Here is a 24,525-nt window from a genome sequence, read left to right as displayed (position 1 = left end):
GGTATATAAATTAATTTACGATATGGCTGGTAGTGTCATACTGCGTGATTCTAAAATAACCTAGAGGATAGTTTTTTTGATCGGTAATATTTTGAACATTACCGCGAACTTGTCCAACGGGAACCTCAAATGGACCACCGCCACCTCCTATTATTCCCAATAAGGTATTCATATAGTTGTAATAGGATTTTGAAATCCCATATAGACGAATATATAGCTCGTCACCAACTTTAATATCGCTGCTGAAATAAGCGGTATTCATCTGGTTTCCCTGTGAAAATTTATCGTCAAAAACCGAATAACTGTTTTTCTCCCCTTCGAGTTCGTATCGAACCATATAGTAGTTATCTTGATCGGGATTATCTTGAAAATATGAGGTAATTTGATAAAGATCTTCTGAAATAATGGTTGTTATTTTTTGTTCTGTATAGATGATTTCGGGTACTTCGATCAATTTTTCTGTAGCCTCATACAGTTCGTTTTTGTAATTGATATGTAGGGTATAGCTATCATTTAATTCGGCTGAAAAATAGTCACAATAGTATTCTCCAGTTTGATCCTTTTCCGTAAAATGGAAAGTCTTCCCTGCATTATTCGTCACCCAAACTTCTGCGCCATGTACTTTCGGGATTTGAGGGGAATAGTAATCCGTAGTAGTGGTCAGGCGGATCATTTGTAAAGGATTGAATGCTTTGAGGTTAAAATCAAGATTAGCTTCAATAACTAATTTTGGATCTGCGGTAGGTAAATCAATATCGACTACGGTTTCACAATTAGAGAATCCAAAAGCCAACAAGAAACATAAAAATATTTTGATGTGTGTTCTCATTTTTTTAAAATTTGAAATTATAGGTTACACTCGGAACTAATCCAAAAATAGACATCTTAACGGCTTCGTTCTGACCAATCAAATCACTCTCTCTGAAATTGATCGATGCGGCATTTTTACGCCCATATAGATTATAGATTCCAAATACCCATTCACCCTGCCAACCTCTCGCTTTGTCGGGTTGTGAAACATAGGTTGCGGATATATCCAAATGGTGATAGGTCGGTAAGTTGTTTTTATTTCGTAGATCGTAACTGGGTATACGCACGTCTAAATACTCATATTGTCCGTTCGGATAAGTAACAGGTCTGCCCGACTGTAATGCAAAACTCGCGCTAAACAACCATTTTTTATTTAATTCATAAATACCAACAATCGATAAATCATGTAGTTTATCATAAGAACTGCGGTACCATTCTCCGTAGTTAATTCCAATCTCTTGAGGAGTTCGACCTGGAGTTCGTTGTTCCGACTTAGAAAGGGTATAGGATATCCATCCAGTAAAGGCGCCGGTGTTTTTTCTAAACATCATTTCCAATCCATAAGAACGGGATTCTCCGCTTAAAATGATTTGTTCAATCGCTTCATTGGCAATCAAATCCGCCCCGTCAATATAATCAATTTTATTTTTTCCTTTTTTATAATAAGTCTCCACTTCTAGTGAATATTTATCGTTGTCGAAATTTCTAAAATAACCTAAGGCTACTTGATCCACTATTTCTGGTTTCAAAAAAGAATCACTCGGCGCCCAAATATCTAAAGGGGTAGGAGAAGAAGTATTGGAAATCAAATGTAAGTATTGCGTCATGCGATTAAAACTTGCTTTAACGGATTGATCGTCATTAAAAGCATAGGATATGGAAAATCGCGGTTCAAAGTTTTGAAAATTATCGATTGTTTGACCCGATGAATAATATTTGGTTCCTATCGGCGTTGCTTTGGAATAAATTTTCAATTGCTCATCATAGTGTACGGCTTGGTTCTGTGCATAGATATTCATGGTTTGAGAACCCAATCGGTAAAACATACTGTATCGCAAACCTAAATTAAAGGTAATTTTGTCGTTTAATTGTTGTTCCGCTTCCAAATAGACACTTGGTTCAAAAGCGTGCTTTTGTTCCAATTGGCGTTCGTTAATCGAAGAGTCTATTTTAGTCGGGGTGATTTTACCCGGATTAAAGTCGTAGTAAATAGCATTGACCCCGTAGTTTAATTGCAATTTATCCGACAAATAATGTTTTAAATCGTATTTGAAGTTGTAATTCTTGATTCCAGAATCCCAATCCAAACCAACAGAGCCTAATTTGAGTCCGTAATAATAATCACTGTAAATTAAAGAGGTATTGGCAAATAGTTGATCATTAAACAAATGATTCCATCGTAGATTTACCATGGTATTACCAAATTGATTGTTTAAAAAATCGCTGAATTTAAAAACATCTCGTCCAAAATATCCAGAGAGATATAGATTGTTGTTGTCGTTGATTTTGTAATTCACTTTAGTGTTTAAATCATAAAAATAGGCAGAACTATTAATATCTGTCAACTTAAGAAATAAATGAGCATAAGATCCCCTACCAGCGATAAGAAAGGACGAACGGTCTTTTTCAATAGGGCCTTCCAACATCAAACGACTAGAAATAGAACCGATTCCACCGGTTCCATGAAATTCTTTACTGTTACCGTTTTTTTGAAAAATATCGAGTACGGAGGACGCTCTTCCTCCAAATCGAGCAGGAATGCCTCCCTTGTAAAGTTTGAGGTCCTTTATGGCATCTGAATTGAAAACAGAAAAGAAACCGAACAAATGGGATGAATTATATACCGTAGCTTCATCTAATTGAATTAGATTTTGCCCAGCAGATCCTCCTCTAACATTAAATCCAGAAGCACCTTCCCCAGCATTGGTAACACCGGGTAGCAATAAAATCGACTTTAAAATATCCGATTCCCCCATCACTACAGGCATCTTTTTGATTTCGTTAATAGACATTTTATTAACACTCATTTCGGGTTTTCTAATTACAGCTCGAGGATTGTTTTGAATGATAACCACCTCATTTAATTGCTCAGAATCTGAATTCAACGATAAATTGAGCTTGGTGTTACTGTGGAGTTCTACTTTCTTATATAAGGTAGAATAACCGACATAATCGATTTTTAAGCTGTAAGTACCAGCCGGTAATGATATCGAATAAAAGCCGTATTCATTAGTGCTGGTGCCGTTATTGATTTCATCGATGTAAATCGAAGCACCAATTAAGGTTTCGTTATTTTTGATATCGGATAGTATACCGCTTAAGGTGAATTTTTCTTGGGCGAATAAAGCACCGGAATTGCCTAAGAATAGGCTTAATAAGAGGTAATGAAGAAATAAATTCCTAGACCTTTTGATTTTTAAAGTCATAATTTTTAATTAATTATTGATGCAAATTTAGTACTTAGAACGAAATTATTGCCTTTATTATTTTTTAAAAACCCGAATTTATTCCAAAGGTTTTCGAATAAATTTTGTAGATCAATTAAAAATTTAGAATACTTTTACGAATCTGGTTAATACTGAGTTACTGCTTAAATGGAATGAAGTGCTAAAGCTTATTGACTGATATCACATACCATCGCGTATAATTGCAAAAGGGTTTTCCAATTTCTTGTGCTGGCTGTTACCTTCAATTTACTTTCGAAAAAATTATTGGTTAATTTGGTGTTCCCATAGCCCTGCGCACAATAAAGGTAAATGGCGTGACGGCTAAGGGTATATTGATCTGGTAAGTAGTTGTTTGGGGTAATTTTGTTTAAATTTTTTTGTTCTGGAATTGAGGATAGTAGCGTGACATAAAGAGGTGCTAAATCCGATTCCATACCGTACGGATTGTTGTTAATAATCTCAGCTAGGGTAGGTTGGTCGATGAGTATCACTGGAACTTCGAAACTAAATTCTTGCAAAATTCGTTGCTCAATGCGGTTTTTAATCAAATGGATTTCTTGTTCTTGATCTTGAAATATAATGTTGCCGCTTTGAATGTAGATTTGTATGTTTTTATAACCGAGATCCTCATACATTTTGCGTAGTGAATCCATTTTAATTCGCTTGTGGCTTCCGACATTGATGCCTCTTAAAATTGAAATATAGGTTTTCATCAAATTAATATTTTAGCTAGGGATGCTGTAAAAGTATCTTATTTTTAAATAAGATGGAAATTTAGCGGTTATGTAATGAAATACAGGGCGACTTTTATAGGGCAGCCATAATCGGTTTATTAGCTCGATTTATTTTACTTTTGAAGTTATGAATACAAAATGGACTTATTCGAATATTTGGTTGAGGAACGCAATGATGTTTCTATTTCTTTTCCTGCTATTTTTTACCGCTCAGTATTTTGATAGTAGTGAGGTGATGACTACGGAAACAATTATAGTAGAACTGATGTTGGTATTAACGCTGATTTATATCTTTATATTCTTACACAATACCATCATTGTCAGACCGCTGTTGTTAAATAAAAGGTATAAACAATTTTTCGTATTTTCTTTTTTATGGTGGGCGCTGTACATATTTGTTGCTACTAAGATGAATCTTTATCGAAATGATCACGAAACTTTGGCCAATCAAATTGGGGGAGGCGTTTTTATTGCCTTTGTCGGTACTGGGATCTATTTTATACACGTATGGATTCATCAAAATGTCATTACAACCCAAAAGAAATTACTGAATACAGAAGCGGAATTGGAGGTTTTAAAATTACAGCTCAATCCTCATTTTTTACTCAATGCCTTAAACAACCTTTATGGCGTTGCCTTAGCGAGTCCACAAGATACTCCAGATCGAATTCTGGAATTATCCGATTTGCTTCGCTATCAAATCGAGTCTACAAAAAAAGACTATATCGGTATAGATGAAGAGGTGGATTTTATTAAAAAATACATCAGTTATCATCAATTTAAGAGTAATGACCTAACGGTTAATCAAGAGTATATCGGGGACTTTTATAGGCATAAAATTCCCCCATTATTACTTATATTATTGGTAGAGAATGCGCTGAAATTTTCTGCTCAAACAGAAAAAGCAAGAGTTTTGCTGAATCTAAAGTTGGTCGGTTCTACTTTGATTTTTTCGATTGAAAATAGTTGCTTGATGAATTTCGATAAGGTAGAGGGAACAAAAATGGGCTTGGAAAATCTGAAAAGACGCTTAGAGGTTACGGCAATCAAGTATAAATTAGACATCGAGTCGACCAATGAAAAATTTAAAGTAGTATTATATTTATGGCAACTTCCTACAACTGTTTTATAGTAGATGATGAAAAACCGGCACATCAGGTTATTCAATCTCATATTAATCAATGCAACGACCTGGTTGTGGTTGGACAAGCTTATGGCAGTTCAGAGGCCTTACACAAGCTTCAAGAAAGCAAAGTGGACATCTTGTTTTTGGATATAAATATGCCTTTGATAACAGGGCTAGAGCTGTTGAAAATTCTGCCTGTTAAACCCATTACGATTATCACGACTGCCTACTCTAATTTTGCCTTAGAATCCTATCAATTGGATGTGGTAGATTATTTGTTAAAACCCGTTTCCTTAGTTCAATTTTTAAAGGCCACTCAAAAAGCCAAGTTGTTTTGCAAGCAACGCGAGTCGGTTAAAGACATCAAGACTCACCTTAGTATCCGTGAAAATGGACAGCTGATCGATATTGAATTGGCGGAAATTCTATTTGTAGAAAGTGCGGGGAATTACATTAAGATTTTTATTTTGGGGTGTCCGCGACCTTATTTCATTTATGGTTCCTTATTGAGTATTAAGACAGATTTGGTATTGGATCAATTCTTTCAAGTCCATCGTTCTTTTATTGTCAATACGGAACATATTGTCAAAAATGAAAAAAATGTATTGTACTTGCGAGATGGGTACCAGATTCCAATTGGTAGAAAATACCAAATTCTCTTAGACCATTTTTCGCAGGGATAAGATTTTGTTGTCTAATTGAAGTTCTGAATTTCCCATAATTAATTTTGTTAGGTATAATTTGGGCGTTTTTGGCGAGAGATTTTAATATTATGGGGTGTTCCTTAGAGATGCCTATTAAAATAGATTCCTAACCGTTGGTTTATTTACCAATGCAGGGCTCTATACGGATAATATTTTTGGTTTTGCAACAGGCTGTCGTCAATTTGATATATCTTGACCAAGGCCGCTACCTCCCACGCCCAATAGCCGAAAAACACATTTATTTTAGTGATTTTATGACAATCGTACCAAGGAGCATCGCGATGACCTTGGTACCATTTTTTATCGAGGTAGTTTTGTATAAAAGCTACGCTTTTATCCGTGCCGCTGACCAAGGGATCCAAGTGGGAGTAGGGCGTTTTTTGAATATAGGATTGCCCTTGTAAAAAATCGGATTGGCGGTGTTGAGTCAAAGTTGATAATAACAAATCGTTGGCCATATCGCGTTTGATTATCGCGGTGATGCGCCTAAAATCGGGATCGGGTATCTCGCACAAAATCGCTAACGACAACATCCAGACCATTTGATCGTACATGGCATAGCTGTGCGCAAAGCCTCTCCATATAAAGCCCACCTCAAAGGCTGTAATCGCTTCGATCAAACTTTGGGTAACCATTGTTTTTGGGTCTCCTGCGGAATAATGCGCAACGGTTTTGTTGAGGGAGGATGTGAAAATTTCAAGTTTAATGCTAGGGATCATCTCAGGGTTGGCTCTTTTAATGGCGATACTTTCATTAAAATAATCAATAGATTCCTGTTCTTCTGTGATGTATTGTCTAAATTTTTCCATAATTAATTGATTTGATTGATTTTGTTGGGTATAACCTTGGCGTTTTTGTCGAGTGATTTTAATATTATGGGGTGTTCCTTGGAGACGCTTGTTAAAACAGCTTCCTAACCGCTAGTTTATTTACCAATGCAGGGCTCTATACGGGTAGTATTTTTGGTTTTGCAACAGGCTGTCGTCAATTTGATATATCTTGACCAAGGCCGCTACCTCCCACGCCCAATAGCCGAAAAACACATTTATTTTAGTGATTTTATGACAATCGTACCAAGGAGCATCGCGATGACCTTGGTACCATTTTTTATCGAGGTAGTTTTGTATAAAAGCTACGCTTTTATCCGTGCCGCTGACCAAGGGATCCAAGTGGGAGTAGGGCGTTTTTTGAATATAGGATTGCCCTTGTAAAAAATCGGATTGGCGGTGTTGAGTCAAAGTTGATAATAACAAATCGTTGGCCATATCGCGTTTGATTATCGCGGTGATGCGCCTAAAATCGGGATCGGGTATCTCGCACAAAATCGCTAACGACAACATCCAGACCATTTGATCGTACATGGCATAGCTGTGCGCAAAGCCTCTCCATATAAAGCCCACCTCAAAGGCTGTAATCGCTTCGATCAAACTTTGGGTAACCATTGTTTTTGGGTCTCCTGCGGAATAATGCGCAACGGTTTTGTTGAGGGAGGATGTGAAAATTTCAAGTTTAATGCTAGGGATCATCTCAGGGTTGGCTCTTTTAATGGCGATACTTTCATTAAAATAATCAATAGATTCCTGTTCTTCTGTGATGTATTGTCTAAATTTTTCCATAATTAATTGATTTGATTGATTTTGTTGGGTATAACCTTGGCGTTTTTGTCGAGTGATTTTAATATTATGGGGTGTTCCTTGGAGACGCTTGTTAAAACAGCTTCCTAACCGCTAGTTTATTTACCAATGCAGGGCTCTATACGGGTAGTATTTTTGGTTTTGCAACAGGCTGTCGTCAATTTGATATATCTTGACCAAGGCGGCTACCTCCCATGCCCAATATCCGAAATAGATGTTGAATGTGGTGTTTTTATGCCAATCGTGCCATGGGGCATCGCGATGACCTTGGTACCATTTTTTGTCGAGGTATTTTTGTATAAAAGCAATGCTTTTATCCTTGCCGCTGACCAAGGGATCCAAGTGGGAGTAGGGCGTTTTTTGAATATAGGATTGCCCTTGTAAAAAATCGGATTGGCGGTGTTGAATCAAAGTTGATAATAACAAATCGTTGGCCATATCGCGTTTGATTATTGCGGTGATGCGCCTAAAATCGGGATCGGGTATCTCGCACAAAATAGCTAACGACAACATCCATACCATTTGGTCGTATTTGGCATAACTGTGTGCAAAGCCTCTCCATATAAAGCCTACCTCAAAGGCTGTAATCGCTTCGATCAAACTTTGGGTAATCATTGCTTTTGGATTTCCAGCGGAATAATGCGCAACGGTTTTGTTTTATGAATTCGTAAATATTGCAAGTCTGACATTTGGTATCCTATTAGATTTTATTTCGTTATTTTTTAGTGCTTTATAGAAGTTGCTAATAGATTCTTCTTCTTGTTTAATATATTCTTTAAAATTTTCCATAATTAATTGGTTTGAGTGATTTTGTTGGGTATAATTTGGGCATTTTTGTCGAGTGATTTTAATATTATGGGGTGTTCCTTGGAGACGCCTATTAAAATAGCTACCTAACCGTTGGTTTATTTACCAGTGCAGGGCTCTATACGGATAATATTTTTGGTTTTGTAACAGGCTGTCGTCAATTTGATATATCTTGACCAAGGCCGCTACCTCCCACGCCCAATAGCCAAAAAACACATTTATTTTAGTGATTTTATGACAATCGTACCAAGGAGCATCGCGATGACCTTGGTACCATTTTTTGTCGAGGTATTTTTGTATAAAAGCAATGCTTTTATCCCTGCCGCTGACCAAGGGATCCAAGTGGGAGTAGGGCGTTTTTTGAATATAGGATTGCCCTTGTAAAAAATCGGATTGGCGGTATTGAATCAAAGTTGATAATAACAAATCGTTGGCCATATCGCGTTTGATTATCGCGGTGATGCGCCTAAAATCGGGATCGGGTATCTCACACAAAATCGCTAACGACAACATCCAGACCATTTGATCGTACATGGCATAGCTGTGCGCAAAGCCCTCCCATTTAAAACCCAATTCAAAGGCTGTAATCGCTTCGATCAAACTTTGGGTAACCATTACTTTTGGGTCTCCTGCGGAATAATGCGCAATGGTTTTGTTGAGAGTAAATGTGAAAACAGCAATTCTTACATTCGGAATTCTATCAGGGTTCACTCTTTTAATGGCGATGCCTTCATTAAGGTAATCGATAGATTCTTGTTGTACTATAATGTATTCTCTGAAATTTTCCATAATTAATTGATTTGAGTGATTTTGTTAGGTATAATCTTGGCATTTTTGTCGAGTGATTTTAATATTATGGGGTGTTCCTTGGAGACGCCTATTAAAATTGATTCATATCCTTTTTCAAGTATATCTAGATGCGTTTTATTAAATATAGTATATTGTAAGTCATGTTCTATCCATTTTGCAGTCATCTGACTATCGCCACTCCCTGTTTTTTTGGTATCGACTTTGGGTTGCCAAGTTTTGCTGCCAGTGGTATTCATTTTAACTTCGGCAATAACGTATTTTGGCGGCGGGTTAGAGAATTCATAAATGGCATCGATTCCCTTTTTTATAGGGGCATCCAAATTGGTGACTTTGTCTAGAGCAATATATTTTAGTTTTCCCTTTTGAGTACCTATTTTAAAGGTGTTACTCTCCATATATACAAGCGCTTTAATTTCGCTATAATTCGTATAGCGGGTGTAGTCTGAAGCATGGCGTTTTAGCCCGTTTGGAAATTCGTCTAGTTTAAGCAAACCCTTTTCCACCTCGGCTAAGAGCTTTTTCTCAACGGCATGGGCTTTTTTGGAAAACAAAAGCTCGTTACGTTTGAACCACTCGAATATTTTGCGCAGTATTTTATGCAGTTCAGCATAAAGGGCATCGCCTTTTTTGGCGAGTAAAGTGCCGATTTGTTCGAGCAGTAGCAGCAATTGCTTAAAATCGTTAACCAACTGTTTGGGTGCATTGTTGATGGCTTGTAGAAAATCGACGGTTAAAAATGAACCAAATTTGGAAATACTTGTAACTTTGCTCAGTTGAAGTATGGGGATAAAAGAGGCCCCGATGTTTCCTATTCCAAAACCGATAAAATAAGCTATTTTATCAAAATTATAAACTGCTCTGGGGTTGTCGGTGGTGATAAACTGAAACACCTCTTTGGTCATGTCGATATAAATGCGTAGTCCGTTAAAGAATAAATCGCTCAGGGATATTTCGGATATGATGACCATCAGGTTATCTAGTGATTCAAGGGTAGCTTGAAAGTTTTTAAGGCTGTTGTAGGGGAGTTCTAAGAGTCCGATAAACTTAAAAATTCCGGCCACAAAATCGACAATTCCGTTCCAAAGCCCACAGAAAAAAGCAATCTTTTCGGATAGATAGAGCACTTCGGCTAGCGTTTGTATGGTTTCTCCTGCTTGATCATAAAAACCGGAAATTACAGTGGTTACCGCTTGGTTGTAATGGGTGATTAGTTTTTTCAAAAACAGTCGAATCTCCTTCGAAAAGCGGTGTGTTGATTGGGGAGCATATAGGGAAAACCAGCGGCTGTGTTGATGGTTCAAAAGCAAATCGAGTGGTTCGATAATCGCAAGATCGATTTGCAAGCGTTGGATAAGTTGCTCGCGCTGCAAAAAGTAAGTTTCGGATTGGGAGTCCCAAAGGGTTTCAGGCACAGCCAATTGTGCGATCAAATCGCCTATTTGGTTGGTAAGCCAACCGGTAGCTTTACCGGGTAGGGCCGAAAAGGAACCAATAAATAAAGCGCCGTTCAGCAAGCTGCGCAATGGGGTAATGGGGGCTTTTACCCGTCCGGTTTCTAGCAGCTCTCGAAGTTGATGGGTACTAAAATCAGGCACGTCTGCGGTTAATTTACTCAGATCGGTATCGGCCATAGCTAACAAAGTTTTTTTGTCTACTCCTTTTCCAAATCGAGCCAAGAGTACTTGGTCGCTAAGATCGTTGGTGTTGTCTTCTAAAAAAAAGTAGATTTCGTTGTCGGCAATTTGGTAGGCAGTACAGTCATAGAGGTTTTGGAGTTTGCTGCCGTTGGTAGAAACGTAGATATGGCAAGTGTATAACAAGGTATCTTGTTCAGCTTGAAAACCACTAACGGCATTTTGTTCAAGATATATCAAGCGCTTGATCGGTTTGATATCGGTTTGGCATTCGGGTTCCTTTACAAAAAAGATATGGTTGTAAATGCGTTCTACCGGTAATCGGTAGAAAAAGTGTCGGGCTATGGTGGAGGCGTTTAGATTGGCCCAGCTATGGTTTTCGGCATACGGACTGATATAAGGTGATTGCGCTATGGGATTGTTAGCACCCAATAGTGCCTCTAACCGACTTCCCGTTAAAGGAGTGAGTCCCCAACTTTCGGGGAATAGGGGTTTATAGCTCATAAGTGTCGTTTTTAAGCCCAGCCTTTCAGCTGGGCGATGAAATAAAAAAGCGTGTAGACAGCCTTAAGCTTATTGTGCCTCGCCTTGAAGTACGTCGTTTTTGAGAATAAAACTCTCGCTACATGGTACTTGAGTTGGATCGTCAAAATCGGCGGTATCTTCGCAGTTGCAGGGTAGTGCTTTTTCAACGGTGAGCCCAATACTTTGTGCTTGTAAAATGGTTAAGGAAGTCGGTACACGCGTAATCCAAGCCTTGCCTTCTTTTTCTGTTTTTACCGTTCGAATCTCGTCTATAACCGACAGGTACAACGGATCGCCAATCACTGGGATTTTCCCGCCGTTCCATAGTTTTCCCGTACTCATATACAGTTGTACGGCTTCTTCAAATCCGGGACGAACCGTTACGATAACTCGAGCCATACCCGATTGCATAAAATCTCTAAAAATAGGATCGTCCGATTCATTGAAGTTATAAAGCTTATTCCACTGATTTCTATCTGCCCAGTAATACGGGTAAAATTGATACGACATCAATTTCCATTCAAAGGCTTGTTCGAGGAATTTTATCAAACTGCTATACCGGTCTAACGAGGCATTTTGAATAATCGAAAACGTATCGATTTGATTACCGCTGGTAAAGTTTTGCCCCATATCGGATTGGGCAACCAAATACGAAATACAATTTCTGCGTAAAGTGGTGTTTTCAATTTCTCTATAGAAACCCGGATTGGTTTTCTTGATTTCAACAGCTTTATCTTGTTCGGCTTTAACGGCTTCATTAAATTGATTTAAGGCCTCATAATACGCATCGAGTATGCGACTAAAAGTATCTTGTTGCCATTGCTTTTCAGCATCGTCTTTTAAACGACAACGGATTTGTAAGGAAACGGATATACCAGCCACATCATTACCCGTAAAAGTGATGTCTAGGGATTTATCTACTTCGTCAATCGTACGCGAGATATACTGAGTGGAATGAGTTAGATCTTCTATGATGTGTTTGTTCGCGCAAATGGTTAATCGTCCGTGAGTATACTCTTTGCCTTTGGGAACAAAAGCAAAATTAAATCGTCCTTGATAACCTACAGCTGCGTAATCTTCGGGTATTTCAACGGAATAATGACTTGCTCCAGAGTTGTAATTGGAACTGAAATTAGGGCTCGCTCCATGGTCAGAAAAAGCAGCACTAATATTCATTGTTTTACTTTTTAAAATTGGAATATCCACGAAATATTGGGCCGCCCAAAATTGTGCCCTATGCGGGGTTAGGGCTGCAGCAGTAGGTATGGAATTCATACCGCCTGCTGTACGCGGGTCTATAGGCATGTTTAAAGTTACACTAGGCGTGTGGTTGTCTTGTTGTAGCGCTAAGCCGTGGAGATGCCCCGGTTCCGGTATCATGAATTCAAACATCATGCGTTTTCCGTAGTTGTAAACTTGGTTTTTATACAGTTTATCAATCCAACGGTAAACCCCAACCACATGTTGGTCGCCTTTGCGGTTGTCAAAACCATGTAGGTTGTTTTCTTCCGATTCGTTGATGATTTTGGTTATGCGTTCGCGTTTGGTTTTTTTAACCAAACGATCCAAGGCCTGCTCGGTAATCTCTCGCGCTTCATTTACCGATCGACGTATGCTTTCATCGCGAGAGCTGTTATTGGCATGGGTTAGGCCACCATCGATATAGAAATTACCGTATTTATAACCCGAATTGACGAAAATGCCGGTACTTTTATTTTCACGGAGCACTTGCTCCGTTTCGTATTGCATTTCAAATCGTTGGGTCGATATCGTATCGGTTAAATGCTCTGTTTCTTGTTCTTCGGATAGCATATGGCTTACTTCATTTCGAAACAAACTACGGTTGGCCTTTTCTTTATATTCCCGAGCCATAATGTTTTCAACATGAGATACTTCACCTTCTATATAACAATGGATGGTTTGCTCTACTTTTTTATAATCGGCTATACCCAACATACGCACGCCAAATCTTTTGGGAATCAAAATTCGGTCGATGTGTTCGGGTAGCATAGGAGTATGATTTTTTAGAGGACCTTGATGCGGTACTAACCGAGTTAGTTCTACACGGGGAATGCTGTGTAGTTGTCCGTTACTAAACTGCAAGTCAACGGCTATACTACAGGTTTCGTTAGCGGAGTTTTGTACAAATCCTTCGATATTGTAAATCGTAACCTCATTGCCTCGACGCTCTAGTATGGGCTCTTGTAAGACTATTGTTTTTTCAGTGGAATTCTTTGGACGAAGTTTTACAGTAACTTTAGAAAGTTCCCATGTGGTATCAGGTAAGGTAAAACAGATCGTAGCACAATAGGTCTGCTGCTCTTTTATCGGAATAACCACATATTGCAGCGCTTCTTTGGAAAAGCTTTGAGGCGTACTAAACAATACCCCGCCAATACTGTTGAAGGATTGGGTGATGGCTGCGTTTTGGACCAGTTTTGTTTCGGTTTTCTGCTTTGCGCGATCGATTAAGTTATAAAATTGATTAAAACTATGGATGCTATCGAAGCTACTTTGAGTAATAATCCTGTTGCTGCTTTCTTTTTGGGTGTTTTGTTGAGGATTTCGCAGTATATCAAGTAATGTCTGATAGTTCACTGGAGTAAGTAAATGTTTTAGTCTCTGTTCGTCGATGGGAGGATTGTATACAATTTCATACTTTGAAATTTTGGGAGTTTCGATTTCTTCATGTATATAATCGAGGTAGGAAATGTTTTGATAAATTTCTTTGGGAGGGCTTAGAATAAATTCCCTACGCCGGTGAGAAACATCCTTGAAATACCCCTTATATCCTTCTTTATAAAAGTCATTGTGGTCGTTATTAACAGATTCTAGTGTTCGTTCAAACTCAAGTTGATATTGATGATCTATGACAGCTAATTGCGATGTTAAACTCTCGTAGTTATTTATTTGTAACAAGGCTTTAGATAATTCTTTCTTTCTCTCGATAGTTTCATTCGGCAAAAATAGTTCTGTTGTCAATTTATCTGTGCTGACGCCCACTTCCCATTTGGTTTCGTCAAATAACAAAGAAGGTAGTGTAATTTGAACGTCGAGAAGTTCTTGAAAAGGCGGGTCTGAATTTGGATCATTTAAACTCTTAAGACGCCTTACCAAATGATCCGCTAAAAGCAATTCAGCCAATTCGTCTTTTAAAGACATATTTGTTTGCCGTATAGTTTGGTAAAATAAGTTTTCCCATAAGTTTTCAAGATCCCTTGCTGCTAAAGGTTTAGCCTGATTAAATTTAGCTCGAATCTCTTTTTCACTGGCGCTCCTTTTATTTTGACTGAACCAATGAGCCAATGAGCTCATCTCGGGAAAGTCAGTGTTTAGGTGCTGACTGTCGGGAATGATCTCTATAAATTCATCTGCAGCCTTATTTAAAACTTCTGATTTGGTTTCTTCAGGTAATTTTTGTGCTATAGCCTGATAAAAAACACTAGTTTCCAATGGTCTGGGAACTGTAGCAAAGAGTAATTCACTGCGAATCCGATTGATCAATTGGGGACTGCGTAGGCTGATAAACTTAAATAAAGTGTTTGAAATTTCTGTTTTCATGATAGTTACGTTTAAAAATTGTTATTCATTGGAAATAACAAAGGCTTATATAGTAAGTAACGTTCTGGAAATTGAAATTATTATTTATTAATAATGTTAAATTTTAATTGTATAGTTTTATTTTGATTCTTTTGTTATGATTAATGATGTGTTTATGTGGTTTTTTATGTATTTTATTTAATTTCGGAATTTTGATTTAGCAGCAGCTATAATTGAAATAACGTGTGCCAATACGAGCGATATCGCCTTGGTTGTGCTTCGATGAAAGCCGTACAGTGGGTGGTAGCATGTATTGAAACAGGGCCGGTGTTTACATTTAATATGGTACTGTAGCCAGAATACTTTGGTTAAATGGATCGTCTTATAAAATGGAATGCGACTCCTATTAGAAGGTATGACTTTGTGGTATGGATCAGTCAAAATAGGTACCGTCTAATTACGAGTCATCGTTTTTATAGGTGAGTAGCTTATAAATCGCGTTTATAAAAATTTCGATTAAATGATTTGGCCAGTAGCTCCACAGTGATTTGCGGATTTAGTAGAAGTATTATTGATCAAGTAAAAATAGAATAATATACAGACTACTTTTTGTAAAAAAAGAAAAGAGGCCGACCAAATTTTATTTTGGAACGGCCTCTTTTTAATCATATTCAATATGTGCAATTAAGCAATTTGGTCGATAATCGCATTTAAAGTGGCGCTAGAACGCATCGCTTTATTTGTTTTAGCTTCAGTAGGTTGGTAATAGCCACCAATATCTTGTGGTTTTCCTTGTGAACCGATCAGCTCAGCATTAATCTGAGATTCGTTTTCGGTTAATGCTTGTGCAATAGGAGTAAAGAAAGCTTTTAATTCAGCATCTTTATTTTGTTTTGCCAATTCCTGTGCCCAATACAGCGCTAAATAAAAATGAGATCCTCTGTTGTCTATTTGACCTACTTTACGAGCAGGGGATTTGTCATTTGATAAGAATAATTCAGTTGCAATATCCAAGGTTTCTGCTAAAATCAGTGATTTTGGATTGTTTTGAGTTTGACCTAGGTGTTCCAATGAAACGGCTAAGGCCAAAAACTCTCCTAATGAATCCCAACGTAAATAGCCTTCTTCAATAAATTGTTCGATGTGTTTTGGAGCTGATCCACCGGCACCTGTTTCAAACAAACCTCCGCCGTTCATAAGTGGAACGATGGATAGCATTTTTGCAGATGTTCCCAATTCTAAAATAGGGAATAAATCGGTTAAATAATCTCTCAATACATTTCCAGTTACAGAAATAGTATCTAAACCTTTGCGGATGCGTTCTAAAGTGAATTTAGTAGCTTCAACTGGATTGAGGATACGGATATCCAAACCATTGGTATCGTGATCTTTTAAATAAGTATTTACTTTGGTGATGATTTCTCTATCGTGGGCTCTATTTTCGTCTAACCAGAAAACAGCCGGTGTTTCAGATAAACGCGCTCTATTTACGGCTAGTTTAACCCAGTCCTGAATAGGGGCGTCTTTAGTTTGACACATTCTGAATATAGATCCTTTTTCAACTTTTTGCTCCATAAGTACATTTCCAGCATCGTTGATAACCTGTACGATACCGTCAGCAGAAATTTGGAAAGTTTTGTCATGTGAACCGTATTCTTCTGCTTTTTGTGCCATAAGTCCAACGTTTGGAACAGAACCCATAGTACATGGATCAAAGGCACCGTGTTTTTTACAGTCAGCAATAGTAGCCACATAAACTCCCGCGTACGAACGATCTGGAATCAATGCGATGGTATCTTCTGGTTTCCCGTCTTTGTTCCACATTTGTCCTGATGTACGAATCATTGCAGGCATCGACGCATCTACGATAACATCAGATGGCACGTGTAAGTTGGTAATTCCCTTATCAGAATTAACCATAGCCAATGCAGGTCCATTGGAAATCGCTGCTTCAATGGCTGCTTTTACTTCAGCTTCTTGAGGTAAACCAGCAATTTTTGCATAGACATCACCTAAACCATTGCGAGTGTCAACATTGATTTCTTTAAATAAAGTGCTGTATTTTTCAAATACATCTTTAAAATATACTTCAACAATAGCGCCAAAAATAATCGGGTCAGAAACCTTCATCATCGTTGCTTTTAAATGCACCGATAACAAAACATTCTTTTCTTTGGCTACTTGAATTTCTTTAGCAACAAAAGCTTTTAATGCATTTAGGTTTAATACAGAACTGTCGATAACTTCTCCTGCTTTTAGCGGAGCAAAATCTTTAAGTACTTGCTTTTGACCTTGGGCATCTGTAAATTCAATTTTATAATTTTGAGCATCGGTTAGGGTAATCGATTTTTCGCTTCCGTAAAAATCCCCTTCCGGCATAGATACTACTTCGGTTTTAGAATCTGCAGACCAAGCTCCCATAGAATGAGGATTTGCTTTGGCATAATTTTTAACGGCCTTAGGAGCTCTACGATCTGAATTTCCTTCACGTAAAACTGGATTTACAGCCGAGCCCAATACTTTAGAGTAGCGGTTTTTTATTTCTTTTTCAGCTTCTGTTTTTGGTTCTTCAGGAAAACTAGGAACTGCATAACCGTGTTTTTGCAATTCTGCAATAGCTTCTTTTAATTGAGGTACCGATGCAGAAATATTCGGTAGTTTGATAATATTTGCTTCCGGGGTATTGGCCAGATTCCCCAGTTCTGTTAAGTCGTCTGCTATCTTCTGTGATTCTTCAAGAAAATCCGGGAAATTAGCTAGTATTCTACCCGATAACGAAATGTCTCTGGTTTCTACTTCAATGGATGATGATTTGGTGAATGCTTTAACAATAGGTAAAAATGAATGTGTAGCCAACATAGGAGCTTCATCAGTCATGGTGTAAATAATCTTAGATTTGTGTGCCATTTGTTGTGTTTTTAAATGATAGCAATCGTGTTTTGTATATAAATATTCTATTTTTCGATCGGTTATTCCCTATAAGCAAATATAATAAATATTAGCCTCATAAAGGCATATTAGCGCGACTTTGATCGGGGAATTGCCATTTTATTAAACGGCGATACGAAAGTTTACAATTCCATAATTTATTGACTTAAAATAAATAATTTCAAAAAAATGTAATAAAAAAGACCTTCTTAGAGAAGGTCTTTTAGGTGTTATTTCATATTTAAGGCTTTTTTCCACCAAGGTCTGGTGTCTTTTTCCATGTCTTGTCCGTATCCATAACCGTAACCGTATCCATAACCATAACCTTTGGTCGTACTGGTATCATTAAGCACAACCGACATATTAGGTATTTTGTTTTCTCGGAATAGCGTGTCTGGTATGTTTAACATACGTTTGTCGAGATAGTTTGCTCGAACCACATAGATAAAGGTATCTGCGTGTTTGGCAATCAATAAGGTGTCGGTAACGAGACTTACTGGTGCGGTATCTACGACGATATAATCAAAATCCTTTTTTAAATTTTCAAACATCTGATCCACTTTAGAGCCCATTAAAAGCTCTGCTGGATTCGGAGGTATCGTTCCTGCAGGTAAGGCAAAGAAGTTGTCAAAACCAACTACTTTGGTAATATAAGGATTGATATCTGTTTCTTGACTAGCTAAGAAATTTGACACCCCTTTTGAAGGCAGTATGATATAATCATCTAAACGTGGATTCCTTAAATCCATACCGATTAACAGTACGCGCTTATTAGATAAAGCTATAGTTCCTGCGATATTTACCGATGTAAAGGTTTTACCTTCTTTGGGGAAGGTTGAAGTTAGAAAGATCGTTTTGGCAAGACCTTTTGGCGTTTTGGTCAACATAAACTCCAAGTTGGTACGAATAATCCTAATCGCTTCCGCAGTACTTGAACGACTGCTGATATCGATAATCTGTGTATTTGATTCAGAATGCGGAATATCACCCAAGAAAGGGATCTTAGTAGCTCTCTCAATATCTTGACGATTCTTGATCTTAGTATCCAATAACTCCTTTAAGTAAATAACAGCAAAGGGAATTAAGAAACCAATTATTAATGCGGCCAACAAGATGATACTTTGCTTTGGAGCAACAGGGGCTGTACCCGCCTTTGCAGTATCGACTACTTTTGCATTTTGATCTGTTGCAGCTAAAGCAATTGCTGTTTCCTCCCTTTTTTGAAAGAGGTATAAATAGATGGCTTCCTTGACCTTTTGCTGGCGGTCAATAATTCTAAACTCTCTCTCTTGACGTGGTACTTGAGCGATCTTGGCAAGTAATTCACGGTCTTTAAGTTCCAATTCTCTTCTGGTAATTTCTAGCGAGTTTTTTAAGCGTGCCAAACTTTCTTGCACAGATGCTTTCATAGAAGCAATCTGGGAATCTAACCTAATAACAGCTGGATTTTCTGCTGTAGAGCTGGCTTTTATACGATTCCTTTCCAGAACAATATTGTTATATTGATTGATTAGCCCCGCTGATCCTGCATCAGAAGTGATGATGTTTGAAGGTAATAGATCTTCGGTTTTACTTTTATTTAAAAAGTCGATCATCGAGGTCACTACTTTAATTTCAGTAGCATTTTCAATAATGCTTTTTTCAAAAACGTTAGCATTTTGTAAGAATATACCCGCTTCTGTTGGGATATCGGTAAGTCTGTTGCTGTGTTTATAACCCTCTAATGATTTTTCGACATCACCGAGTTCTTGTGTGATTAACTCCAAACGTGATGCAATAAATTCGGACGTTTTTTCTGAAACAAAACGTTTGTCGATAATGGCTTCCTCATTGTAAATTTTTACCAATTCATTGAGGTAATCTACCGCTTTGGATGGTGTTGCGTCAACTAATGAAAGATCGATCACCGTTGAGAATTTATCTGTCGGAGCGACAGTCAAATTTTTAACAAACCGAGTCACGATACGTTCAATAGGGAAAATTTCGACAATTATATTATTGGAAACGGGATCTTGATCTTTCTCCGCGTTTTTCTCCGCGTTTTTCATTAATAAAGTCGGCTCTGGTCGCGGTGTGTTTTTAGTCACCACCAATACACCTAATTTAGTTTGAATGGTATCTCCATAGCTAAAAACACCTAAGTCAGAATCCTTATCACCCAATTCAAATTTGTTTTGTTCCAATTGCTTTACATTAAAAGTATAGCGAATGTTATCAAAATCGAAGACGGGTTTGATAAAATTAAAACGAAAAGGAACATTGTCGTATAATTCGGTTTTTTTTACACGCCCTTCATTGATATAGGCTATATTTAATTGTAATCTTCTGACTGTTTTTTCAGCTACAGTATAGGACTTTATAAGTTGAGTTTCATTTTCAACATTACTCTTTCCTCCTGAAAACATGGACAAATCGGAAAAAGCTGCCATTTCTGACATCATTCCCCCACCTCTTCTTTCATCTTTTACAATGATAGTGGTGTTGATCTTATATTGTTTTTCAGCATATCGCAAATAAACAAGGGTACTTACTAGAATGATAAAAAGACTTAATACAAACCACCTCCAGTGGATTAAGTACTTTTCAATTTGTTCTCTTATATTGATATTCGAGTGATCGTCTTTTTCAAGTTGATTTTCCATGTAAAATTATTTGAGCGACAAGGCAATTATAGTTACTAATAAAGACAAAGCAGATATTCCAATGGTAATATTTGGTCCTACAACCGAAGAATTGATCCTTGTTTTGTTTGGTTCTACATAAACGATATCGTTTTGTCTTAGAAAATAATACGGCGAATTGATGAAATCTGCTTTGGTGATATCTACTCGGGTAAAACTTCTTTTGCCATCTTGTTCTCGAATAATCATAATGTTTTTTCTTGAACCATAGTTGGATAAATCTCCAGATAAAGTAATGGCCTCAGGGAGAGTTAATCGCTCGCTACTTATGGAATGTACTCCAGGTCTGTTTACTTCACCTTGAACAGTTATTTTAAAGTTCATGATCCGCAAGTTTACAATTGGATTGGTTAAGTATTTTTTGATTTCATCCTTAATGAGTTCAATAGCTTGAGATTTATTTAATCCGCCAACCAGTAATGAACCTACTATAGGAAATTCAATCTTTCCTTGGGAATCTACTAAATAAAGTTGCTGCGTCATTTGTCCATTTCTAGCTGGATTTTTTGGATCGGCAGTCATCGTGCTAACTAAATTAAAAGGTGCTGCGGATTCTGGATCCTCTGCCGAAACTATAATCATCAATAGATCATCCGGAGCTAATTTGGTTTCAAATAATTTACTCTGAGAGTCAGAGTTAATTACTTCTTCGATATCTTGATAATACAAATATTCTTTTTTAGATGCACACGAGCTCAATACCAAGGTAACGAATAAAAGCAGGAGGTAAGTTGGGATATTTTTAGTCATATTGTTTTTTGCAAATGTAAAAGTTCTATTTTGATTAGGAAAGATTAATTAATAAGGGGTTGGAATCCAGCCTCTCATATTGTGAATTTAAGCTTTTGAATTCCGGGACAATTTTTTTCATTTGTGTAACCATTTCTATTGTTTTGTTTTTATATGCATATTGTGATAATTCGAATATTTGATGATTTAAAACTTCATAAACGTCGTGAGTGTCTTGTACAATCATAATCTTCTCATGATGTGTGGGTAAAGTAACGGAGGTGTCATTTAATAATTCCTCGTAGAGTTTTTCACCCGGTCTTAATCCTACTATCTTTATCTCGATATCCCGTTCAGGTATTAATTCGGCCATCTTAATCATCTTGCGAGCTAAATCTATTATTTTGACCGGTTTTCCCATATCAAATATATAGATTTCCCCTCCGTTTCCCATAGCACCTGCTTCTAAAACCAATTGGCAAGCTTCGGGAATGGTCATAAAATAACGAATAATTTCTGGATGTGTTATGGTAATCGGACCTCCTTCTTCAATTTGTTTGGTGAACAGAGGTACAACAGAGCCGTTAGATCCCAGTACATTGCCAAAACGAGTGGTTATAAATTTAGTATTAAATAATGGGTTGGGTCTTATATGTTGGGATAAAGATTGCACATATTTTTCTGCAATCCTTTTACTTGCTCCCATTATATTACTTGGGTTTACAGCTTTATCTGTCGATACCATCACAAAGTGTGAACAATGATATTTTACAGCTAGATCTGCCATATTTTTGGATCCCATTACATTAGTGAAAATCGCTTGACATGGATTCTCTTCCATTAACGGCACATGTTTATAAGCTGCTGCATGATATACCACATCGGGCTGGTATTTCTTAAAAACGGCATCCATTAAATCTAAGTTTCTCACATCAACAATCAGTGAAATAATCTGGAATTGGCAATGAAGCTTTTCCAGCTCTAGCGATATATGATGTAGCGGGGTTTCTGCCTGGTCAACTAATATAATTTTCGAAGGATTAAATCGCGTAACCTGCCACACGATCTCACCTCCAATGGAGCCAGCTGCACCTGTTATCAAAACCGTTTTGTTATTAAGCTGTTCTGAAATTTTGGTAGCATCCAATTCAATGGGTTTGCGTTCCAGTAAATCTTGAATTTTGATGTTCTTTACTTTACTAGCTATTTTTTTGGAATCGTTCCAGTCCGTTACCTTAGACAGATGATATACTTTATAGTTAAAATGTAGACAATCTTCTACAATGTTAATTTTCTGGGAGGTTGTAATTTCGCTATCTGTTATAATTAATGCCTCTGCTTTTGCATATCTTAAGACGAGAGAGGTTTTTTTATCCGTGTCAAAAACCGGTAAATTAATAATCCGATTATTAGGTAATTGCTTCTCTGTAGTGATAAAACCGACTACCTTAAATCGTTTTGGGCGTTCTGCTCGTAAAGCTGAAGTTACTGCTACAGCGTTTCGAGAGTTTACTAAGACGATGACCGGAGTTAATACGGTGCTTTCGGAAGAGGTAAACAAAGTTTCATAAGCCTGCTTAACAATGATTCTATAGAATAATAACAAACAAAATGAAATCGTGATATTTAAAAAGAGATAGGTGGTCAAAAAAAGTTTGCTGCCTGTGAATAACTCAAAGCCTTCATTAATGGCGAAAAGGGTTATAAAGGTAGCTGATTGTGCGATACAAAGCTTGATGGCATCAATTAAGGTCGAATGACGTATGATGCCAAGGTAGGTTTTGAAAAACCAAAAATAGAAAAAGGTGATGCCAAAATAGAAGGGGCTAATTACCCAAGCCATAGGAGTGGGGTTCGCTGTTACACCGATGCCTTTCAACATAAAAAAACTAAATACACTAGCGATAAATACCATACAAATGTCAATCAAAAGAATGGACCATTGTGGGAGATATCTGAGATTTCGTAAGTTAAAACGATTGGAAACCTCGGTAATAGTTTTATGAAGATTATTAATTAAAATAGATCGCCAATTTTTTCTCAAGATACAGCAGGGATTAAGTTAATGAAAAATGCGCTTATACTAAAAGTACTATCCAGGGATTTTTGTCGAATCCGAGTGAACAGCTCTTGAGTTTTTTGTAAGGTATCTGTGAAATTATATAGAGGTACCTCGGTTTTTAAAAATAAAAAAAAAGTGTTTATTTGATGTTTTGTTTGAAAAAAGAATAAATCGTTCAGTTGTTTAATCCGTTTGCTAAAACTTTGTTGGTGTCGTTTTGCAGAGACTGTAACTGAAACATTTGTCGTTAGGAAGGTTTTGTTGTTTTCAGAGTGTAGGTGAATTTCTCTGTTTTTGTTAAGGGGTAATTTAGACCACTTTCTCATGAAAGATAGACATTCATGAGATTGGCTTAATGGCGCTAAATTTTCAACAGCTTGAACAGGCATGCTGTTGCTGTTGTTATGGGGAAATGAAAAGACTTCTAAGTGTAGAAGATTGCTTCCATACTTAGTCAAAAATTGTTTAGAAAGTAAGATATTTCTAATGGACATTTTGTTAATTGTTTTTCAATTTACAAATTTAGCCAAACTTTTGATATTTAGAGCTAATTCCTGTGTTTTATTTACAATCTAAATAAAGTTATAACAGTTGATGACGGATGAATTAGAATTCAATTTTTTTCTTTCTCAATTCAAAATTCTGACCCAGATATACTTTTCTAACCATCTCATCTTCAGCTAATTCTTCGGGAATTCCGGCCTTTAAAATTTTACCTTCAAACATTAAATAGGTCTTGTCTGTGATTGCCAAAGTTTCTTGTACGTTATGATCCGTGATAAGAATTCCGATATTTTTGTTCTTTAATTTGGCAACGATTCGTTGAATATCTTCTACAGCAACGGGATCAACTCCTGCAAAAGGTTCATCCAGCAAGATGAATTTAGGGTCAGTTGCTAGCGCTCTGGCAATTTCCGTTCTTCGTCGCTCACCCCCAGAGAGTAAATCACCTCGGTTGGTGCGAATATGCTCCAAGCTAAACTCATCAATCAACGATTCCATCTTGGCTATCTGTTCTTGCTTGGATAGTTTGGTCAACTGTAAGACGCTTAAAATATTGTCCTCAATGCTGAGCTTTCTAAAAACAGAAGCCTCCTGTGCTAGATAACCAATACCGTGTTGTGCCCTACGGTACATCGGAAAATCAGTAATGTCTGTATTGTCAAGGTATATTTTACCACCATTGGGTTTTACTAAACCTACAATCATGTAGAAAGAAGTGGTTTTTCCCGCCCCATTAGGGCCTAGTAGCCCTACGATTTCTCCTTGATTGACCTCTACAGAAACGCCTTTAACGACGTTTCTGCCTTTATATGTTTTGATTAGATTTTCTGCTCTTAACTTCATAAGTTGG

The 24,525-nt window shown here is 37.3% G+C and carries 16 protein-coding genes and 1 pseudogene; 2 read left to right on the top strand and 15 right to left on the bottom strand.

From position 1 onward, the window contains the following. Positions 1-10 precede the first annotated feature (10 nt). The 3 genes from L1275_RS08715 to L1275_RS08705 form a co-directional block, all read right to left on the bottom strand. Complete coding sequence (locus L1275_RS08715) at positions 11-829, bottom strand: DUF4249 domain-containing protein (RefSeq protein ID WP_253471880.1); 819 nt, start codon at positions 827-829, stop codon at positions 11-13. A 4-nt stretch (positions 830-833) separates the two neighbouring features. After that, on the bottom strand, positions 834-3,236 hold the full coding sequence (locus tag L1275_RS08710) for a TonB-dependent receptor (RefSeq protein WP_253471878.1): 2,403 nt from the start codon (positions 3,234-3,236) through the stop codon (positions 834-836). Between the two features lie 188 nt (positions 3,237-3,424). Then, complete coding sequence (locus L1275_RS08705; protein ID WP_253471876.1) at positions 3,425-3,970, bottom strand: DUF1697 domain-containing protein; 546 nt, start codon at positions 3,968-3,970, stop codon at positions 3,425-3,427. A 148-nt stretch (positions 3,971-4,118) separates the two neighbouring features. On the opposite strand from L1275_RS08705, the gene L1275_RS08700 reads away from it, so the two are divergent. Both L1275_RS08700 and L1275_RS08695 read left to right on the top strand, forming a co-directional pair. After that, the gene (locus L1275_RS08700; RefSeq protein ID WP_253471874.1) at positions 4,119-5,123 is read left to right on the top strand and encodes a sensor histidine kinase; all 1,005 of its coding nucleotides are present in this window, start codon (positions 4,119-4,121) and stop codon (positions 5,121-5,123) included. Continuing rightward, positions 5,096-5,800 (top strand): LytTR family DNA-binding domain-containing protein, encoded by a 705-nt coding sequence (locus L1275_RS08695; protein ID WP_253471872.1) that lies wholly within the window; start codon positions 5,096-5,098, stop codon positions 5,798-5,800. The genes L1275_RS08700 and L1275_RS08695 overlap by 28 nt, the downstream gene beginning before the upstream one ends. Before the next feature lie 143 nt (positions 5,801-5,943). Here L1275_RS08695 and L1275_RS08690 read toward each other — a convergent pair whose 3' ends face one another. The 12 genes and pseudogenes from L1275_RS08690 to lptB all read right to left on the bottom strand — a co-directional run bounded on the left by L1275_RS08690 (position 5,944) and on the right by lptB (position 24,518). Further along, complete coding sequence (locus L1275_RS08690) at positions 5,944-6,630, bottom strand: PoNe immunity protein domain-containing protein (RefSeq protein WP_253471870.1); 687 nt, start codon at positions 6,628-6,630, stop codon at positions 5,944-5,946. 120 nt (positions 6,631-6,750) lie between these two features. After that, positions 6,751-7,437, bottom strand: coding sequence for a PoNe immunity protein domain-containing protein (locus L1275_RS08685; protein ID WP_253471870.1), 687 nt, complete (start codon positions 7,435-7,437; stop codon positions 6,751-6,753). A 120-nt stretch (positions 7,438-7,557) separates the two neighbouring features. Next, entirely contained in the window at positions 7,558-7,950 is a 393-nt protein-coding gene (locus tag L1275_RS08680) for a PoNe immunity protein domain-containing protein (protein WP_371923459.1), read from the bottom strand. Beyond that, a pseudogene (locus tag L1275_RS16515) lies at positions 7,927-8,094 on the bottom strand (PoNe immunity protein domain-containing protein); the annotation flags it as partial. The pseudogene L1275_RS16515 and the gene L1275_RS08680, both read right to left, overlap by 24 nt. Positions 8,095-8,364: 270 nt before the next feature. Further along, a complete protein-coding gene (locus L1275_RS08675) occupies positions 8,365-9,051 on the bottom strand; it encodes a PoNe immunity protein domain-containing protein (RefSeq protein WP_253471866.1) in 687 nt (228 codons plus the stop codon). A 2-nt stretch (positions 9,052-9,053) separates the two neighbouring features. Beyond that, positions 9,054-11,210: a hypothetical protein gene (locus tag L1275_RS08670; RefSeq protein ID WP_253471864.1), complete on the bottom strand. Its 2,157-nt coding sequence runs from the start codon at positions 11,208-11,210 to the stop codon at positions 9,054-9,056. A 69-nt stretch (positions 11,211-11,279) separates the two neighbouring features. After that, a complete protein-coding gene (locus tag L1275_RS08665) occupies positions 11,280-14,792 on the bottom strand; it encodes a hypothetical protein (RefSeq protein ID WP_253471862.1) in 3,513 nt (1,170 codons plus the stop codon). Between the two features lie 663 nt (positions 14,793-15,455). After that, the gene (locus L1275_RS08660; RefSeq protein WP_253471860.1) at positions 15,456-17,678 is read right to left on the bottom strand and encodes an NADP-dependent isocitrate dehydrogenase; all 2,223 of its coding nucleotides are present in this window, start codon (positions 17,676-17,678) and stop codon (positions 15,456-15,458) included. Positions 17,679-17,929: 251 nt separating this feature from the next. Further along, positions 17,930-20,341: a tyrosine-protein kinase gene (locus L1275_RS08655; RefSeq protein WP_253471858.1), complete on the bottom strand. Its 2,412-nt coding sequence runs from the start codon at positions 20,339-20,341 to the stop codon at positions 17,930-17,932. 6 nt (positions 20,342-20,347) lie between these two features. Further along, entirely contained in the window at positions 20,348-21,130 is a 783-nt protein-coding gene (locus L1275_RS08650; protein ID WP_253471856.1) for a polysaccharide biosynthesis/export family protein, read from the bottom strand. Between the two features lie 34 nt (positions 21,131-21,164). After that, positions 21,165-22,952 (bottom strand): nucleoside-diphosphate sugar epimerase/dehydratase, encoded by a 1,788-nt coding sequence (locus L1275_RS08645; protein ID WP_253471854.1) that lies wholly within the window; start codon positions 22,950-22,952, stop codon positions 21,165-21,167. Positions 22,953-23,777: 825 nt separating this feature from the next. Further along, positions 23,778-24,518: an LPS export ABC transporter ATP-binding protein gene (lptB, locus tag L1275_RS08640; protein ID WP_253471852.1), complete on the bottom strand. Its 741-nt coding sequence runs from the start codon at positions 24,516-24,518 to the stop codon at positions 23,778-23,780. Between the last annotated feature and the right edge of the window lie 7 nt (positions 24,519-24,525).

The organism is Flavobacterium sp. HSC-61S13 (assembly GCF_024171535.1).
In the GTDB taxonomy this organism is placed as follows: domain Bacteria; phylum Bacteroidota; class Bacteroidia; order Flavobacteriales; family Flavobacteriaceae; genus Flavobacterium.
The sequence above is the reverse complement of the archived record's forward strand: the minus strand, read 5'-3'. Positions and strand labels throughout refer to the sequence as shown.

Bases quoted from the DNA above. Each gene is read 5' to 3' on its own strand.
- L1275_RS08715 (WP_253471880.1), bottom strand. From the start codon at position 829: ATGAGAACACACATCAAAATATTTTTATGTTTCTTGTTGGCTTTTGGA.
- L1275_RS08710 (WP_253471878.1), bottom strand. From the start codon at position 3,236: ATGACTTTAAAAATCAAAAGGTCTAGGAATTTATTTCTTCATTACCTC.
- L1275_RS08705 (WP_253471876.1), bottom strand. From the start codon at position 3,970: ATGAAAACCTATATTTCAATTTTAAGAGGCATCAATGTCGGAAGCCAC.
- L1275_RS08700 (WP_253471874.1), top strand. From the start codon at position 4,119: ATGAATACAAAATGGACTTATTCGAATATTTGGTTGAGGAACGCAATG.
- L1275_RS08695 (WP_253471872.1), top strand. From the start codon at position 5,096: ATGGCAACTTCCTACAACTGTTTTATAGTAGATGATGAAAAACCGGCA.
- L1275_RS08690 (WP_253471870.1), bottom strand. From the start codon at position 6,630: ATGGAAAAATTTAGACAATACATCACAGAAGAACAGGAATCTATTGAT.
- L1275_RS08685 (WP_253471870.1), bottom strand. From the start codon at position 7,437: ATGGAAAAATTTAGACAATACATCACAGAAGAACAGGAATCTATTGAT.
- L1275_RS08675 (WP_253471866.1), bottom strand. From the start codon at position 9,051: ATGGAAAATTTCAGAGAATACATTATAGTACAACAAGAATCTATCGAT.
- L1275_RS08670 (WP_253471864.1), bottom strand. From the start codon at position 11,210: ATGAGCTATAAACCCCTATTCCCCGAAAGTTGGGGACTCACTCCTTTA.
- L1275_RS08665 (WP_253471862.1), bottom strand. From the start codon at position 14,792: ATGAAAACAGAAATTTCAAACACTTTATTTAAGTTTATCAGCCTACGC.
- L1275_RS08660 (WP_253471860.1), bottom strand. From the start codon at position 17,678: ATGGCACACAAATCTAAGATTATTTACACCATGACTGATGAAGCTCCT.
- L1275_RS08655 (WP_253471858.1), bottom strand. From the start codon at position 20,341: ATGGAAAATCAACTTGAAAAAGACGATCACTCGAATATCAATATAAGA.
- L1275_RS08650 (WP_253471856.1), bottom strand. From the start codon at position 21,130: ATGACTAAAAATATCCCAACTTACCTCCTGCTTTTATTCGTTACCTTG.
- L1275_RS08645 (WP_253471854.1), bottom strand. From the start codon at position 22,952: ATGGCTTGGGTAATTAGCCCCTTCTATTTTGGCATCACCTTTTTCTAT.
- lptB (WP_253471852.1), bottom strand. From the start codon at position 24,518: ATGAAGTTAAGAGCAGAAAATCTAATCAAAACATATAAAGGCAGAAAC.